11 protein-coding genes are annotated in these 17650 nt (G+C 64.0%); 1 reads left to right on the top strand and 10 read right to left on the bottom strand.

Going from position 1 to position 17650, the window contains the following annotated elements; genetic code table 11:
* Nucleotides 1-118: 118 nt before the first annotated feature.
* From ribF to nusA, 6 genes are all read right to left on the bottom strand, one after another.
* Nucleotides 119-1072, bottom strand: coding sequence for a riboflavin biosynthesis protein RibF (gene ribF / locus OH491_RS04920; protein WP_068769070.1), 954 nt, complete (start codon nucleotides 1070-1072; stop codon nucleotides 119-121).
* Nucleotides 1073-1213: 141 nt separating this feature from the next.
* Nucleotides 1214-1939: a tRNA pseudouridine(55) synthase TruB gene (gene truB / locus OH491_RS04915; RefSeq protein ID WP_068769071.1), complete on the bottom strand. Its 726-nt coding sequence runs from the start codon at nucleotides 1937-1939 to the stop codon at nucleotides 1214-1216.
* A 72-nt stretch (nucleotides 1940-2011) separates the two neighbouring features.
* The gene (locus tag OH491_RS04910) at nucleotides 2012-3013 is read right to left on the bottom strand and encodes a DHH family phosphoesterase (RefSeq protein WP_068769072.1); all 1002 of its coding nucleotides are present in this window, start codon (nucleotides 3011-3013) and stop codon (nucleotides 2012-2014) included.
* 222 nt (nucleotides 3014-3235) lie between these two features.
* A complete protein-coding gene (locus OH491_RS04905; RefSeq protein ID WP_068769073.1) occupies nucleotides 3236-3619 on the bottom strand; it encodes a ribosome-binding factor A in 384 nt (127 codons plus the stop codon).
* 94 nt (nucleotides 3620-3713) lie between these two features.
* Nucleotides 3714-6350, bottom strand: coding sequence for a translation initiation factor IF-2 (infB, locus tag OH491_RS04900; RefSeq protein ID WP_068769074.1), 2637 nt, complete (start codon nucleotides 6348-6350; stop codon nucleotides 3714-3716).
* Nucleotides 6351-6391: 41 nt separating this feature from the next.
* Complete coding sequence (nusA, locus tag OH491_RS04895; protein WP_068769075.1) at nucleotides 6392-7615, bottom strand: transcription termination factor NusA; 1224 nt, start codon at nucleotides 7613-7615, stop codon at nucleotides 6392-6394.
* Nucleotides 7616-7971: 356 nt separating this feature from the next.
* On the opposite strand from nusA, the gene thiC reads away from it, so the two are divergent.
* Nucleotides 7972-9927, top strand: coding sequence for a phosphomethylpyrimidine synthase ThiC (gene thiC, locus OH491_RS04890; RefSeq protein WP_084441873.1), 1956 nt, complete (start codon nucleotides 7972-7974; stop codon nucleotides 9925-9927).
* A 494-nt stretch (nucleotides 9928-10421) separates the two neighbouring features.
* Here the strand turns inward: thiC and argA are convergent, their stop codons facing one another.
* The 4 genes from argA to OH491_RS04870 form a co-directional block, all read right to left on the bottom strand.
* The gene (argA, locus tag OH491_RS04885) at nucleotides 10422-11753 is read right to left on the bottom strand and encodes an amino-acid N-acetyltransferase (RefSeq protein ID WP_084441874.1); all 1332 of its coding nucleotides are present in this window, start codon (nucleotides 11751-11753) and stop codon (nucleotides 10422-10424) included.
* Nucleotides 11754-12041: 288 nt separating this feature from the next.
* Entirely contained in the window at nucleotides 12042-13334 is a 1293-nt protein-coding gene (locus OH491_RS04880) for a type II secretion system F family protein (protein WP_068769793.1), read from the bottom strand.
* Between the two features lie 203 nt (nucleotides 13335-13537).
* On the bottom strand, nucleotides 13538-15331 hold the full coding sequence (locus OH491_RS04875; protein ID WP_068769077.1) for a GspE/PulE family protein: 1794 nt from the start codon (nucleotides 15329-15331) through the stop codon (nucleotides 13538-13540).
* Nucleotides 15332-15366: 35 nt separating this feature from the next.
* Nucleotides 15367-17559 (bottom strand): secretin N-terminal domain-containing protein, encoded by a 2193-nt coding sequence (locus tag OH491_RS04870; RefSeq protein WP_068769078.1) that lies wholly within the window; start codon nucleotides 17557-17559, stop codon nucleotides 15367-15369.
* Between the last annotated feature and the right edge of the window lie 91 nt (nucleotides 17560-17650).

Below are 17650 nucleotides of genomic sequence, written 5' to 3'. Positions count from 1 at the left end.
TAAATTCTGATTTTTGGAGGGCCGAGCTCCTGCGAGGCCGTCGCGAAGAAACACTGTCCATGACCGCGACGGCCTCGCAGGAGCTCGGCCCTCCATCATAAAGTCGGCAGCCGCGGCATTATTTCGCGGTGGTCCCGGTTTTGAAAAACGCCTCGGCCTGGGCGCGATCCTCGGCGATGCGGGCGGTGAGTTCCTCGACGCTGGAGAATTTCATCTCCGGGCGGATGAAGCGAAGCCAGTCCACCTGGATTTTGTCGCCGCCGGCGAAGGGGCAGGGGCCGAAAAGATGCACTTCGAGCTTGGGCTCGGTGCTTTGCTCCACGGTCGGACGCAGGCCGTAGTTGGCGACGCCGGGGTAACGTCCCGCCGATTTCGGCCCGGTGACTTGCACGGCGTAAACACCGAAACAGGGCCGCAAGCCGGGATCCCAGGAAATGTTGAGCGTGGGAAACCCGATGGCACGGCCGAGCGCCTTGCCCGAGGCGACGATGCCCTCGGCGAAATAGCTGTAGCCGAGAAGCGCGTTGGCCTCGTCGAGGCGGCCTTCGGCGAGACAGGCGCGGATGCGCGTGCTGCTGATGGGCTCCCCGTTGAGATTGATGCGCTGCGAGCTGACGACCGCGAGGCCGCGCGCGCGCGCGTCTTCGACCAAGGAGTGAATGTCGCCGCCGCGGCCATGCCCGTAGCGCCAGTTTTCCCCGACGTAAATGGCGGAGAGCGCGGGCAGGTTTTTCTGGAGGAACGGGAGAAAATCCGCGGCCTCGATGGCGGCGAACCCGGGGGTGAAGCGTTGCGTGATGATGAAGTCCATGCCGGCCTCGGCGAGGAGGCGGGCCTTTATGCCGGGATCGTTGACCAGCGGGACAGGGGAATCGGGGCGGACGAGAACGCTGGGGTGCGGCCAGAAGGTGAGCACGCCGGCCAGTCCGCCGCTGCGCCGCGCGGACTGGATGGCGGCGTCGATGACGGCGCGGTGTCCGAGATGCACGCCGTCAAACATGCCGATGGCGAGGTGAAGCGGGCGGGCTGGCAGCCTGGCTTCGGCGAGATCTTGAAATTGGGTCGTGGCCATGGCCGCGGATAGAAAGGTGTTTTCGGGATGCGTTCCGTGTCAGGGGATTTTGCGGAATTTGCGGAAATAATTAACCGCGGCGGGGTGCGGGGTTTGGGCGCGGGGAACGCGGGATGAACGGGATGGCATGGCGCGTTTTTCTCACAGGGCCACGGATGGGACGGCGTCGCGGACGGGGATGAGGCGTTTTTCGATATCGGGCGGCGACATGGCCTGAAGTTGCTCGATGGTCACGCACTGGTCGATGGTGAACCTGCCGGTCGCGGTGCGGCGCAGGGAGGAAAGGTGCGCGCCGCAGCCGATTTTCTGGCCGAGGTCGTGCGCGACGGTGCGCACATAGGTGCCTTTGCTGCAACGGAGCACGAAGTCGATCTCGGGGGAGGCGAAGCGTTCGAGTTCGAATTTCGAGATGCGGATGAAGCGCGGCTCCCGTTCGATATCCTCGCCCTTGCGCGCGCTTTTGTAGAGCGGCACGCCGTCGATCTTGATGGCGGAAAACATGGGCGGCATCTGGTATTGGTCGCCGACGAAGGTCTTCATCGCGGCGAGGACTTGCGCCTCGGTGAGCGGCGGGACGGGACGCGTCTCGAGCATTTCGCCCTCGGCGTCCTGGGTGTTGGTGACCTTGCCGAGGGTGACGGTGCCGGTGTATTCCTTGTCGAGGCTCATCAGGTATTGCGAGGCGCGGGTCGCCTTGCCGACGAGGACAACAAGCACGCCGGTGGCCATGGGATCGAGCGTGCCGGCGTGGCCGACGCGCTTCATTTTCAGGATGCCGCGCAGGCGGGCGATGACGTCGTGCGAGGTGTGGTCGGTGGGTTTGTCGATGAGGAGGACACCCTCGATTTCTTTGGGCGGGAGGAGCATGGATGAAATCAGGAATTTTGGGGGCGCGGCGCGGCGGCGCTTGCGTGTTTCAAGGTTCGTGCGGCTGGTCTCTTAATTTTTGATTTCCATCGCGGCGAATTGGGCGGCGAGGGCGGCGACGAGCCGGGGACGGAAGTCGGCGAGCGTCCCGCCTTGCAAGTTGAGGCCGGCGGCGCAGGCGTGCCCGCCGCCGCCGAATTGCGCCGCGATCTGGTCGACGCGGAAGACGGGATTTTTTGCGCGGAAGCTCGCCTTGATCGCGCCCGCGCGTTCCTCGATGAGCACACCGATATCCACTCCGTCGATACAACGGGCATAGTCCACGAGCCCCTCGGTGTCCTCGATCTCGGCGCCAGTCTGCTCGAAGACGCCGTCGGGCAGCAGGCCGACGCAGGCGCGTCCGCCGCATTCGTAGCGGAGGGAGCCGAGGAAGCGCTGGAGGAGCCGGAGCTTGGCGGGGGACTCGCGCTCGTAGATTTCGTAGCCGGCCTCGCTGGGGTTGGCGCCGCGCGTGACAAGCTCGGCGGCGAGCATGAAGGTGCGGCGGGTGGTGGAGTTGAAGCGGAACATGCCGGTGTCGGTGACGATGCCGGCGTAGAGGGCTCGCGCGGCGCCGGGGTCGATGTCGATGGCGTTGTCGAGAAAGAGTCCGGCGAGGATTTCGCACGCGGCGGCGGAGGTCGAATCGATGATGTTGCAGGGCGCGAAGCCGGAGTTGGACAGGTGATGATCGATGACGGCGACCGGGGCCGGGAAGCGTTTGCGGGCCTTCTCGCCGCCGCGGGCATGGTCGGCGCAGTCAACGTAGATCGCGGCCCAGTCGCCCGCGGGCGTGTCGTCGGTGAGATAAAAGGGCATGTCTCCGACGAGGTATCGGAGGCGGCGGGGCACGAGGTCGCCGTTGACGCAGACGACTTCGTGGCCGCGCGCGCGGAGGACGCGGGCCAGGGCGATTTGCGAGCCGATGCAATCGCCGTCCGGGCGGGCGTGGCCGACCACGGCGATGCGTTGTCCGGCGATGTCGGCGAGAAGCCGGGCGAAACGGGAGGAGAGATCGGGAAAGAGTTTTTCCATTGTTTTCAATTATGGCCCGCGGAACACACGGAATACACGGAAGAATTTTTGGAACAGTGGATGAAATAGACGGGTGTGTTGGTAATGAATCTTTCCTCTTTATTCTTTCTCTTTCCTCTTTCTCCCCTGGCCGTCACCGATGGCGAGAGAAAGAGGAAAGAGAAAGAATAAAGAGGAAAGAGGGAAGGGGGCGGGCTTCGCAAGCGAAGCCCCTACGAGGCGCTACGGAGATGGCGCGGCATCGTCGTCGGACGGAGGGAGCGGACCCTGCTTGGCGTCGATCTCGTCGAGGATGCCGAGGACGCGGTTGCCGCGGGCGGTGCTGGTGTCGAGCGTGTAGGTGAGCTTGGGCATGTATTTGAGCACGATGCGGCGGCCCAATTCCTGCGTGAGTTCGCGGGCGATGGCACGGAGCCAGCGGAGTTTTTGCTGCGCGAAATCGGCGTCGCCAAAGACCGCCACGTGCACGCGGCCATCGCGGAGGTCGGGGGCGATATCGACCGCGCTGATGGTGATGGCGACCGCCTCGGCCTGATAACGCTTGCGGAGGATGTCACTCAGCTCGCGCTGGATGAGTTCGTTGACGCGGAGGGTGCGGTTGGACATGTGGATTTACGATTTTAGATTTACGACTTACGAATGATGGAAGCGCAAGCAGCGGGCTTGGCTCAATCGTAATTCGCAAATCGTAATTCGTAAATCAGAGCGCGGCCCTGACTTTCTGGATTTCGTAGCACTCGATGATGTCGCCGATTTCGTAGCCGTTGAAGTCGTCGAGCTTGATGCCGCACTCGAGGCCGGCGCGGACTTCGTTGGCGTCGTCCTTGAAGCGTTTGAGCGTGTTGACCTTGCCTTCGGTGACGACGGTCTTGCCGCGGCGCAGGCGCGACTGGGCGTTGCGGGTGATCTTGCCTTCGGTGACGAGGCAGCCGGCCACAAAGCCTTTCGCGAGCGGGAAGGTGGCGCGCACCTCGGCGGCGCCGAGTTTCACTTCCTTCAACTCGGGGTCGAGCAGGTCGGCCATCATTTCGCGGACCTTGTCGCCGAGTTCGTAGATGATGTTGAAGGTCTCGATGCGGACGCCGTGGTGCTTGGCGAGCGGGGTGACGCCGTTTTCGAGCTTGGTGTTGAAGCCGAGGATGACCGCGCCGCCGGTGCCGGCCATGAGGACGTCGTTTTTGCCGATGAGTCCGACGTCGGTGGAGACGATTTCGAGCGTGACCTTCGTGCTCTTGATGCTTTCCAGCACGTGGCGCACGGCCTCGGCGGAACCGAAGACGTCGGTCTTGATGATGACCTTGAGCGTCTTTTGCTGCGTGGCGGCGATGTTGGCGAAAAGGCTTTCGATGGACGATTCCTTGGGCGCGGCGGCCTGGGCGGCGGCGAGCTTGCGCAGGCGGTCCTCCTCTTCCTCGGCGATGTTCTCGGCCTCGCGGGCGTTTTTGGACGATTTGAATTCCGCACCGCTGTCGGGCGCGCCCGACCAGCCGATGACGCGGACGGGCGTGGAGGGCGGGGCCTCCTTCACATTGTTGCCCTGGTCGTCAAACATGGCGCGGACCTTGGCCCAGTGCTGGCCGCACACGATGGCGTCGCCGATGCGAAGCGTGCCGCGCTGGACGATGACGGTGGCGAGCGGGCCGCGGCCGGTGTCGATTTGGGATTCGATGATGATGCCGCTGGCGGGTGCCTTCGGGTTGGCCTTGAGTTCGAGCACGTCGGCCTGGAGCGCGAGCATTTCGAGCAGGTCGTCGATGCCGTCGCCCTTGATCGCGGAAACGGGCACGGTGATGGTCTCGCCGCCCCAATCCTCGGAGGCGATGCCGCGCTGCTGCATCTGGCCCTTGATCTGGTCGATGTTGGCGCCCTTCGCGTCGATTTTGTTGATGGCGACGATGAGCGCGACCTTGGCGTTCTGCACGTGCTGGAGGGCCTCGTCGGTCTGCGGCATGAAGCCGTCGTCGGCGGCGATGACGAGCACGGCGATGTCGGTGACGGAGGCGCCGCGCTCGCGCATTTTGTTGAAGGCGGCGTGGCCGGGGGTGTCGAGGAAGGTGATCTTGCGTTCGCCGCGGGTGACCTGATACGCGCCGATGTGCTGGGTGATGCCGCCGAATTCGCCGGCGACGACGTTGGCCTTGCGGATGGCGTCGAGGAGCGAGGTCTTGCCGTGGTCAACGTGCCCCAGGATGCACACGACGGGCGGACGCGGGACGAGGTCCTTCGGGTCGTCCACGTTCGGGTCTTTTTTCTTTTTCGCTTTTTCGGCGAGTTTGGCCTGCTGCGCGGCGGCGTCGCCGCGGTGCTTGATTTCGAGCAGGAAGCCGAATTTTTCCGCGACCTTGACCGCCACGGTTTCCTCGACGGTCTGGTTCATCGAGGCGAAAACGCCCATCGCCATGAGTTCGGAGATGAGCTTGAAGGGCTTCAGCCCAAGCGCGGGCGCGAAGTCGCGCACGATGATGGGCGGCTTCATGCTGATCATCTTCACCTCGCCTTCGGCGGCGGGCGCGCTCGCGACGGAGAAAGGCGCGGCGGAAGGAATCGCGGGCGTCGCGCCGGGCGCGGAGACGATGGCGGGCGGCGGCTTCGGCGCCCCGGCCATCGGGGGCGGTGGAGGCGCGGATGGCCGGTTGACCGGCGCGGGAGGTGCCGAGACCGGGCGCTGAACCGGCGGGGGCGGCGCGGAGACGGGACGCGGCGCGGGCGCGACGGGCGGCGTCTTGGGCGCGGCGGCCGCAGCAGCGGCCTCGGCGGCGGTGCGGACGGGAGGAATGAACGAGCGCGCGGCGGCCGGCAAAGGCGCGGAGGGCGCAGGCGGGGGTGGTTTCGGTGCGGAAACCACAGACGGGACCGGCACCGGAGGCGGTGCGGAAGGTGCGGATTTGGGTGCGCTCACGATGGATGGCGCGGGTGGAGGTGCGGAAACAGGGCGCGGGGGAAGGGGCGCCGGGACAGGGCGCGGCACGGGCGGCGGCGGCATCGGAGCGGCGACGGCCTGCGCGGCTTTTTTGGCCTCGGCGGCGGCGCGGGCGGCCTCTTCTTTTTCGCGGGCCACGTCCTCGACGCTTTTCACGCGGACGCCGGCCGGGATGAAGACCCCGGAGGCAGGCGGGGCGGTTTCAGCCGGGGATTCGGATGCGGCGTCCTCGGAGAGAGGCGCGGACCCGGCGGACGGGTTTTGCTCCGCGAATTCCTGCTCGATGGCCTCGGCCGAGATGTTGTCGATTGTGCTCGAGACGCTCTTGACTTCAAAATTGCGTTCTTTGAGCAGGGCCAACAATGCCTTGTTGTCCATGCCAATCTTCTTGGCGAGTTCGTGGATGCGGACGCTCATTCAGTGTATCAGATAGCCGGTGTTGTGGGCGGGCGAGAGTTTTATTTGTTCACGCGGGACAGGACGTCCTGCGCTTCCTGTTCGGAGAAGCCGGCTTCGATGAGGTCTTCGAGGTCGACGGATTCGAGCACGGCGGGAGAGTTCATGCCGATGTTGACGAGGCGTTCGGCGATTTCGCGGGCGAGGCCGAGGTTCTTGGTGAGGGAATCGATGGCGATGGCGCGCGGGTCGGCGGTGGCGACCTTGTATTCCTCGATGTCGAGGCGCCAGCCGATGAGGCGCGAGGTGAGGCGCGCGTTCTGGCCTTTGCGTCCGATGGCGATGGCGAGGTTTTCGGGATCGACCTTCAGCGCGATGCGGTGGTTTTTCTCGTCGAGCTGGATGTCGCGCGGAATGGCGGGCTTGAGCGCCTCGATGATCATCTGCTGCGGATTGGGAAAATAATTGATGATGTCGATTTTTTCGCCGTTGAGCTCGCGCACGATGGTTTTCACGCGGGCGCCGCGCGCGCCGACGCAGGCGCCGACGGGATCGACCTTGGGGTCGGTGGACGTGACGGCGATCTTGGTGCGGTAGCCGGCCTCGCGGGCGAAGGCCTCGATCTTCACGGTGCCGTCGGCGATTTCGGTGACTTCGAGTTCGAACAGGCGGCGGACGAATTTCGGGCTGCCGCGGCTGAGGATGATTTCGGGGCCGCGCGGCGTCGCCTCGATGGCGAGCAGCAGGCAGCGGATGCGGTCGCCCGCCTGATATTCCTCGCCGGGCACCTGCTCCTTGTTGGAAAGGACGGCCTCGGCCTTGCCCAAGTCGATGTAGATGTCGCCGCGCTCTTTCCGGCGGACGGTGCCGGTGACGATGTTGCCGACCATGTCCTTGAAATCGTCGTAAATCCGGTCCTTTTCGAATTGGCGCAGCTTTTGCATGACGGCCTGCCGGGCCGTCTGGGCGGCGATGCGACCGAGCATCGAGGGATCGATTTCTTTTTCGAGGATTTCGCCGAGCTGCGCGTTCGGGGCGAGCGCCTGGGCTTTTTCGATGTGAATCTCGGTTTTGGGATTGGAAACCGAATCGACGACCTTGAGCAGGGACCAAGCCTTGAGGTGACCGTTTTTCGGGTTGATCTCGATCTTTAGTTCCTGGCCGGAATTAACCCCTTTTTGGGCAGCGGTTTTGATGGCATTGACAATCGCGGCAATCATGTCGGCGCGGCCAATGCCTTTCTCCTTCTCCATGTATTCAAGGACGGCTAGAATTTCGCTGCTCATATAGTCGTGAGTGTTTGAGTGTGTTGAAAAAAAAGGCGGGCCGGAGGCCCACCCAGTGGAAAGTGAACGTTGGAAGTGAGTCGGAAAACATAGCGAGCGGACCGGGATGATGTCAAGCCCTTGCCGGGCGGGGCGGACAAACCGGGCATCATCCATTGACAGCGGCCCGAAAAACATAAGAACTACGGCCAGGCGAACCCGTGGCGTCGGGCTGAGATTGGAACACGATCCGTTCCTCTAGCCTTCGAACCTGATGCGGTTAGTACCGTCGAAGGGATAAGGTTGGCCCGCCGGCTGTGCGAGGGCCGGATGCTCCCATTGGCGTTGTGGTGACCGCAAGCCGGTCCATCCCATTTATGCCAACAAACTCAACATCCATAGCGTCCACCGCCAACCGCGGCCAGTTGTTTCCCGGCTCGCAGCGGGTTTATATCACCGGTAGCCGACCCGACATCCGCGTGCCCATGCGCGAAATCATCCTTTCGCCCACGAGGACGCCGGACGGCGCGGAGCATCCCAACGAGCCGGTCCGCGTTTACGACACCTCGGGGCCGTGGGGCGACCCGGAGTTTCACGGGGATGCCGCCCTCGGGCTTCCCTCCGTCCGCTCCGCGTGGATACTCGAACGCGGCGATGTCGAGGTCATCGAAGGCCGCGAGATCAAGCCGCTGGATGACGGCTATCTTTCCGAGGCGCACCGCGTGCAGGCGGAACGCGAGGGACGCCGCAATCCCGTCCGCTTCTTCCATCGGGAGGGGCGCAAAATCCTTCGCGCGCGCCCCGGACGGGCCGCGACCCAGCTTGCCTATGCGAAGGCGGGAATCATCACGCCCGAGATGGAGTTTGTCGCCATCCGGGAAAACATGAAGCTCCAGCAGGCGCGCGAGTTGCCCGGCGCTTCCGAGGAAGGCGACGGCCCGCGCAACGCTCTCTGGCGCCAGCATCGGGGCGATTCGCGGGGCGCGGCGATTCCGCGGGAGATCACGCCGGAATTCGTGCGCGCGGAAGTCGCCCGGGGACGCGCCATCATCCCGGCCAACATCAATCATCCCGAGGTCGAACCGATGATCATCGGGCGCAACTTCCTGGTCAAAATCAACACCAACATCGGCAATTCCGCCGTCGCCTCGTCCATCGACGAGGAAGTCGAGAAGATGCGATGGTCCGTCAAGTGGGGCGGCGACACGCTCATGGATTTGTCCACCGGCAAAAACATCCACCAGACCCGCGAGTGGATCGTCAGGAATTGTCCCGTGCCGGTGGGCACGGTGCCCGTTTACCAGGCGTTGGAAAAAGCGGGCGGGCGTCCCGAGGCGCTCACGTGGGAGATCTTTCGCGACACGCTGATCGAGCAGGCCGAGCAGGGCGTGGATTATTTCACCATCCACGCCGGAGTCCTCCTGCGCCATATTCCGCTCACCGCGCGGCGCATGACCGGCATCGTTTCCCGCGGCGGCTCCATCATGGCGAAATGGTGCCTGCATCACCACCAGGAGAATTTCCTCCACACGCACTGGGACGACATCTGCGACATCATGGCCGCCTACGACGTGGCCTTTTCCATCGGCGACGGACTCCGCCCCGGCTCCATCGCCGATGCCAACGACGACGCCCAGTTTGCCGAACTCAAGGCTCAGGGCGACCTCACCCGGCGCGCGTGGGCCAAAGGCGTGCAGGTCATGAACGAAGGGCCGGGGCACGTGCCCATGCACATGATCGCGGAAAACATGGAGAAGCAGCTCGAGTGGTGCCACGAGGCGCCGTTCTACACCCTCGGGCCGCTGACCACCGACATCGCGCCGGGCTACGACCACATCACCAGCGGCATCGGCGCCGCCCTCATCGGCTGGCACGGCACCGCCATGCTTTGTTACGTGACGCCCAAGGAGCACCTCGGCCTGCCCAATCGCGACGACGTGCGCGCCGGGGTCGTCACCTACAAGATCGCGGCCCATGCCGCCGACCTCGCCAAGGGGCACCCGGCGGCGCAATACCGCGACAACGCGCTTTCCAAGGCGCGCTTCGAGTTCCGCTGGGAGGACCAGTTCAACCTCTCGCTCGATCCCGAGCGCGCCCGAGAATACCACGACGAGACGCTGCCGCAGGAAGGAGCCAAGACCGCGCACTTCTGTTCGATGTGCGGCCCGCAGTTCTGCTCGATGAAAATCACCGACGACATCCGGCGCTACGCCGAGGAGCACGGCCTCGATTCCGTCGAGGCCATCAATGCCGGCCTGAAGGAAAAGGCGGCCGAGTTCCACGCCGCCGGCGGGGAGATTTATCTTGGAGAAAAAGATTCCTCGCCATTTTGAATATCCGTCAGGAAACGTTAATTCTACTTTGTTGATTGATCCTGCGCAGCGTCCTTCGTGGCGCAGGTTGCCTTTCGGGCGAAGCGACAGGCTTGACGACCTGCCCGAGGCCACGACGCCAGCCGGCAAACGGGCAGATCTGGCAGTCCGCGCTACGGGGTCTGGTGGAGGGCCGAGCTCCTGCGAGGCCGTTGCGGTTAAGTGCTACGTTTTTCGGCAACGGCCTCGCAGGAGCTCGGCCCTCCACCAGAAGGTGTTTGTCCATGGTTAAAATGCTTCTGAAATGGCCATCGAAAATAGCGACGAACCACGACGAAGAGCGCCGTTTGCCGTGGGGTGTAACTCAAAGTTGAGTCACTCCCACTTTCTTCTTTCCTCTTTATCTTTATCTTTCGTCAGGCACGGGCAGGGAGAAAGAGGAAAGATAAAGAATAAAGAGGAAAGATTCCGGCGGCGACATCACTTTGAGTTGCGCCGTTTGCCGTGCGGCGGCGTCAGAGTTGCTTGACGAGCACCTTGGCGTTGCGGCCGCTCTCCTCGTAGAGTTTCAGGCGCGAGGCGGGGAGGAGTTTTTTGTCGGCTTCCTCGAAGCCCATCGTCGAGGTGAAAAAGGAATAACTCTGCGTCGAGAGGGCGACGAGCGTCCTGGCCCCGCGGTCCTTCGCCAGCATGCAGATGTAGTCCACCATCCTCCGGCCGATGCCGCGGTTTTGATAAAAGGGCAGCACGTAGAGCGAGCCGAGTTCGAGGATGTCGGGATTTTCCGGATACGACGCGAGCGAGATGCAGGCGATGAGGCTTTCGTCGATTTCGTAAACGTAGAACTGGTCGATGTTCTTCTCGATGGCCTGCTGCGTGCGGTGCAGGAGCTCGGCGCGGCGGACGCCGCCGCGGGTGAGGTTGTGGATGGCGCGGACATCGGAGCGGCGGGCGCGGCGGATCTGCTGGTAGTCGTTGCCGTAAATGAGCGTGCCGACACCTTCGCTGGAGAAGATTTCGTTGAGGAGGCTGTCGAAGGTGCGGCCGTCGATGAGGTGCACGCGCGGGGTGCCGGTCTCGATGGCCTTGAGGGCGTGCGCGGCCTTGCTGCGCTCGCTTTCGGGAATGGCGGCGGGCTGTTCCTTGAGCAGCGCGCGGAGGGCGTCGGCGGAGATTTCACGGCGGACTTCGCCGTTGATGGTGAGGCCGGAGGAGGGCGCGGCGTAGATGATCTTGGTCGCGTGGAGCGCCTCGGCGAGTTCGGCGGCGAGGAGATCGGAGTTGATGCGGAGGGCGCCGCCGTCGGGGCCGAAGCCGATGGGCGAGACGATGGGCGTGATGTTCTTGTCGATGAGCGTGGTGATGAACTCGGTGTCGATGCGGTCCACCTTGCCGGTGAACTGGTGATCGACGCCGCGGAGGATGCCGAGCGGGACGGCGCGGACGGCATTGGTGATGGCGCACTTGAGCGCGTTCTGGGTGAGCCCTTCGAGGATGATGTGCGAGACGCGGGAGGAGGCGCGGATGGCGAGGTCGAGCGTGGCGGCGTCGGTCACGCCGGTGCCGATGGCGTCGGTGATGGGAATGGAGCGGATGGCGGAGAGTTGCTGGATTTGCTGGCCGATGCCGTGGACGAGGATGACCTTGATGGCGAGGCTGCGGAGCACGGCGATGTCGACGAGGAGGTTGCCGAAGTTCTCGTCGGCGACGATGGAGCCGTCGAGCGCGATGACGAAGATCTGGTCCTTGAAACGCGGGACGTATTTCAGGATGCCGCGGAGATCGGCGGGTTTGATGGTGGTGGCGGCGGCAGCATGCTGGGCCGGCGTGGTGGAGCCATTGCTCATCGCGTTGGGTGTCTTGGTGTGGTGCGGTAAATGAGGCGGGCGCGGTGGAAACGCAATTCGTTTTGTCAGTTGGATTGGGCGGGGAAGTCAACGGGGGAGCGGGGGCGGACATACGGCGCCCGGGTTTGTGTCAGCGTTCTTTCCTCTTTCTCTTTATCTTTCCTCTTTCTTCCCTTTTCACAGCCCCTCATCCGGGGAGAAAGAGGAAAGATAAAGAGAAAGAGGAAAGAACTGAAGGAGGCGTTCCCACGGGGGAGTTTGGGCGCTCCGGGGGGCAGGCGTCATTCATCATCCCCGGTGGGAGAAGGAGGAGCTGAGGCCGAAGATGGCGCTGATCATCGCAAAGGCGAGAAAGGCAATGAAACCGAAGGTGCCGAGCAGGACCGCAGTGCCGAGAAAGTTGGTGAACAGGGTCAGCCGCGAGGTGACGATCTGCTGGTAGTTCACCGCGATTTTTTTCAGGCTGGGCACGATGCTGCCGGTGTTTTCGCCGATGGCGAGCTGGTCGAGGACGAGCGGCGGAAAACAGTCCGTGCGCTGGAGCGCGCCGGAGAGGGATTCGCCTTCCATCACGCGCGAGATGGCCTCGTCGAAGGCGTCGTGGTGCACGCGGTTGTTGATCTGGCGTCCGGTCATTTTCAGCGCCTCGGAGGCGGTGATGCCGTTTTCGAGCAGGATGGAGAGGGTCTGGCTGATGGAGAGCACGGTGCGGCTCACGAGGAACGGACCGACGAGCGGGATTTTCAGGAGCAGCGCGTCGATGGCGGCGCGGCCCGCGGGGGTCTTGTACCAGCGCCAGACGGCGAGCCCGGCGAAGACGAGCGCCCCGGCGATGAAAATGCCGTAGGTGAGCGAGAAGTTGGCGAAGCCGATGAGGATCTTGGTCGAGACGGGCAGGCGGCTGCCGAGCGCGGTGAAGAGCGACTCCATGCGCGGCAGGAGGAAAAAGAGGAAGAACAGGATCACGCCGCCGGCGATGACCATGAGCAGGAGCGGGTAGGCGAGGGCGTTGACGAGTTCGCGCTTGAGGCGGGCGCGCTCGGAGAGGTGCTCGATGAGGCGGTCGAGGACTTCGCGAAGGTTGCCGGTGGCCTCGCCGGCCTGGATGAGGTTGATGATGGACGATTCGAACACCTGAGGAAACGCGGCGAGCGCGCGGGAAAGCGTGGCGCCTTCGCTGACGAGCTCCCAGAGGCGGGCGCAAAGCGCGCGGAGGCGAGGGCTGCGGACGCGCTGGGTGAGAAGACGCAGCGACTCGCCGGCGGAGAGGCCGCTGGAAATCAGGTCGGCGAGCGCCTGCAAAAAGGGAAGGCATTCGCGGCGGGTGAAGGTGAGGCGGGTATTGACGGGGGTGTTCGCGACGGCGGCTTGCGGGGCGGATGCGGAGGCGGGGCCAGGGGTGGAGCGGAGCCTGGCGGGTTTGGTTTTCGCGGCGGAGGCGGCGCCGGATTCGTCGATGCTCACGGGCTGGAGGCCGCGCGCGGCGAGGAGGCGAAGGGCGTCCTTGCGGCTGGGCGCGTCGAGCGTCGATTGGACGGTCTGGCCGGAGCGGTCGCGGGCGGTGTAGGTGAAGGCAGGCACGATGCTGAAGTTGAAAATTCCAAATCCCGAAATCCCAAATCCCAAAAAAGTCCCAATGGAGAAAACTCAAATTTCAAAGAGGCGGATGGTGAGGCAAAGGGGGAGTGGCATCGGGAGGAGGTGGAGTGGTGCGCTTTTTTGAAATTTGGAATTTCTTTGGGATTTGGCCATTGGAATTTGGGATTTGCGAGCGGAGCGAGCCGTTACTTTTCGGTCACGGTGATGACGCGGAGGACTTCTTCGAGAGTGGTGTGGCCGGATTTGATTTTTTCCCAGCCGGATTGTTGCAGGGGCCTCATGCCGTGTTTGCGGGCGCAGTTGGTAAGAGCGCGGGTGCTTTCGCGTTTTAAGATGAGTTCGTGGATTTCGTCGTTGAGCGTGAAAATCTCGAACAGGCCGATGCGGCCGCGGTAGCCGCTGCCGCGGCAGCGGTCGCAGCCGCAGGGTTGGCGGAGGGTTTCGATGGTGTCGGCCTCGGCGGGGTCGAGGTCGAGGATGGCGAGGGTGTCCCGGAGTTTGTTTTTGTTGACGGGCGCGGGGCGGGCGCACTCGGGACAGAGACGGCGGACGAGGCGCTGGGCGATGACGAGCTCGATGGAGGAGGCGACGAGGAAGGGCTCGATGCCCATGTCGATCAGGCGGGTGATGGCGCCGGGGGCGTCGTTGGTGTGCAGGGTCGAAAACACCAAGTGGCCGGTGAGGGAGGCGCGGATGGCGATGTCGGCGGTCTCGCCGTCGCGGATTTCGCCGACCATGATGACGTCGGGGTCCTGGCGGAGGATGGAGCGGAGGGCGGAGGCGAAGGTGAGGCCGATTTCGGGGCGCATCTGCATCTGGTTGACGCCGGGAACCTCGTATTCGATGGGATCCTCGACGGTGACGATGCGGAGGTCGGGGGAGTTGATTTCGCGGAGGAAGGCGTTGAGGGTGGTGGATTTGCCGGAGCCGGTGGGGCCGGTGACGAGGATGATGCCGTGGGGGATGTCGAGGGATTTGCGGATGACGGCCTGTTCCTCGGCGGTCATGCCGAGTTTTTCCATGGAGAAGGCCTGCTTTTTCTGGTTGAGGAGGCGGAGGGAGATGGATTCGGCGTAGATGGTGGGGGCGGTGGCGACGCGGATGTCGAGGACGGTGCCGTTGGAGCGGAAGTTGATGCGGCCGTCCTGCGGGAGGCGTTTTTCGGAGATGTTGAGCTTCGCCATGATCTTGAGGCGCGAGATGATGGCGTCCTGGAAGCGGAGGAGGTTTTCGGGGACGGGCACGGGGACGAGCAGCCCGTCCACGCGGTAGCGGATTTGCAGGCGGCCTTCCTGCGGCTCGAAATGGATGTCGGTGGCCTCGTCGGCGACGGCTTGGGAAATGACGTCGGAAACGAAGCGGACGACGGCGGCGTCCTCGTCCACGTCGGCCTCGGCCTGCTGGGCGATCTCGGGGGCGATGTAGTCGTCGTCGCTGTCCTCCAGGCTGCCGGAGCCGACGCCGAAATGCTGGAGGATGAGCTGGTGGATTTTTTCGGGGACGCCGAGGTGCCAGGCGAGGGGGCGGGGGGTGAAGGTGCGTATCCAGTCAACCATTACGCCGTCGGGGGGCCAGGCGGTGGCAAGGTGGAGGATGGCGTCCGGCTGGCTGTCGCCGTCCCCCGGCTGGCCGGGAGCCCCGGTTTCTTTTTCTGTGCCTTGTGACTTGTCACTTGTCGCTTCATCATCGCCGCCTTGGGCGACGACGATGGGCACGATCTGGTAATCGTGGACGAGGCGGGCGGGGAGAAGGCCGAGGGATGCGGTGTCGGCTTCGAGGTTGGCGGCGGCGAGGAATCCGCTGGCGGTGGCGAGCTTGGCGAGGGCGTCGGGCTCGGAAAGGTTGAGCGCGATGGCGATGGTCTTGACGCGGTGTCCGCGCGGGGCCTCCAGCACGGCTTGGATTTGCTCGTCGGTGAGGCGGGCTGCGAGCGAGGCGGGCAGGGTGGCGTCGGGCGGGATGGCGGTGCCGGAAGGCATGGTGGCTGGCGCGGAGCGGATTGGTGGGTGCCGGTTTAGCGAGGACGTTTCATCGAAGGGGCGGCGGAGTGCGCAGATTCACCGGGAAGTCTTTCGTTTTCCGGGATGCCGAGCATGGAGCGCATGGGATCGAGGTTGTGCATCGTATCCATGCGTTGATACGCGGAAACATTGTCCGTGTCGGCGGTGGTGAGCACGGTCGGACGGATGAAAAACAGGAGGTCGGACCTGCGTGTTTCCTTTTTTCTGGAGCCGAGAAAATCGCCGATGATCGGAATGGGGCCGAGCCTGCTGCGGTTTTTGGTGTCGGATTGCTCCTGCAGGCCGCCCAGGACAATAATCTCACCGCTGTGGACATTGATAAATGACTGCGCCTCGCGATTGCCGACGATGGGCTGGTCATTGCCGTCGATCTTCGTGGTGTCCTTGATGTTTTGCACGGTCTGCGTGATTTCCAACTGCACGGAGCCGTCTTTTCCGATGAGCGGCTTTACCTTCAGCTCCAACCCGATGTCTTGCTGGGTGATCGTGCTGCGGGTGCCGCCTCCGCTGCTGATATAGTCGCTCGAGCCGGTGATGACCGGACGTTTTTCGCCCACCTTGATATAGGCTTCCTTATTGTGCGCCGTGACAATGCTGGGGGTGGAAATGATGGTGGTATTGGTTTTCCGGGGTCTGGTATCGAGTGACAATACCCCGGACAGTTGACCGGCGATATTAAAGAAGCCGCCCGTCGTGCCCGAGGTGGAAAGCGCGCTGGCGACGAAGCCCGGGCCGCTTGCGCCGACACCGGTCAGTTTTCCACCGACTACTTGCAGTCCGAGCGCGTCGATTCCGCTTTCCTGATTGTCGCTCAAACTCACCTCGGCGATGACGACCTCGATGCGGACTTGGGCGAGGAGGATGTCGATCTTGGCGACGAGTTCCTGGATGATGCGGATGTCGTCCACCGTGCCGGAGACCACGACGGCGTTGATGCGTTCGTCGGGCTGGATGGTGATGAGCGTGCTGAATTCCTCCGAGCTGGGCAGGCCGAGATTGCCACCGGGGAGCGTGACGGTGGTGGCGGGCGCGAGGGCGGCGGTCGCCTGGCCGGTGCGGTTGGCGGCGTTGGCGGGCTGGTTGGCGGTGCGTGCGGTGGCCTGTTGCTGCTGGCGTTGCTGGCGCTGGTTGGCGGTGACGGAGGCGGCCTGGGCCTGCTGGGCGGCCTTCGTCTGGCCGGCGATGAGGGTGCTGAGAAGGGTCGCGACGTCCTTGGCGTTGGCGTTGTTGAGGTGGATGACCTCGGTGCGGGTGTTGGGGTCGGCCTTGACGTCGAGCTTGGCGACGAGGTCGTCGAAGAAGGGGAACTGGCGCTGGTCGCAGATGAGGACGACCTGGTTGGTGCGGTCGTCGGCGTTGTAGGTGGTGGCGGAGCTGAGTTGCTGGAGCAGCGGGCCCTGGAGGATGCTGCGGAGTTTGGCCACAAGATCGGAGGCCTTGGCGAAGCGAAGCGTGTAGAATTTCGTCCCGATGCCGGCGCTGACGGGTTGATCGAGTTTTTTCAAGAGCACTTCGATGCGCTGGAGGGTGCTGATGGAATCGGTGATGAGGACGGCGTTGGCCTTTTCAAAGAGCGAGAAGCTGCCGATGCTGGCGTTGAGGAGGGTGGCGATCTGCGGGACAAACTCGGCGACGCGGAGAAATTCGAGCTGGAAGAGCTTGGTGGCGACGCGTCCGCTGGGCGGGTAGCCGAGCGCGGAGCCGTCGATCATGAGCGGCGCCTCGAAGCGCACGCTGGGCATGGGGAGCATTTTCACGAACTTGTCGCCGAGGGGGACGAGCGCGATCTGGTTGAGGTTGAGCACGGTCTCGAGCGCCTGGAGCGCCTCGGCCCGGGTGGGCGGGGTCTTGAAGACGAGGGTGATTTCGACGTTGGGCAGGCCTTGCTGGCGGAGGACGGTGCGGCCGGTGAGGTTTTCCAACTCGGGGATGACCATGCTGAGGGGCATGCTCGGGAAGTTGAATTGTGACAGGCGTTCGTCGGGGTTGCCGGCCGGAGTGAGCGGAGTGGTCAGGGCGACTGGCGGGGCTGGTACCTCGCCCGCCGGGGCGGAAGCGCCGGCGGCAGGCGTGGCGGGCTCGGGCTCTTGGGCGTGCGCGGCGGGAGGGGTGGACGAGGCTGTGGCGAGGGCGAGGGCGAGGGCGAGGACGGCCGCGGGCGGGAGCGAAAATGGGCGCAAGATCATGCGATTGCGGAAAAGGTTTTGGCTGGACGAGGGGACTGCAAAAACGGTGAGAAAATACGAACGAAACGAGGTTGTAAACGGTGTTGTTGGG

Source organism: Termitidicoccus mucosus, from assembly GCF_038725785.1.
Taxonomy (GTDB): domain Bacteria; phylum Verrucomicrobiota; class Verrucomicrobiia; order Opitutales; family Opitutaceae; genus Termitidicoccus; species Termitidicoccus mucosus.
Note: the sequence above shows the minus strand (reverse complement) of the source record. Positions and strands in the feature narration are given on the sequence as shown.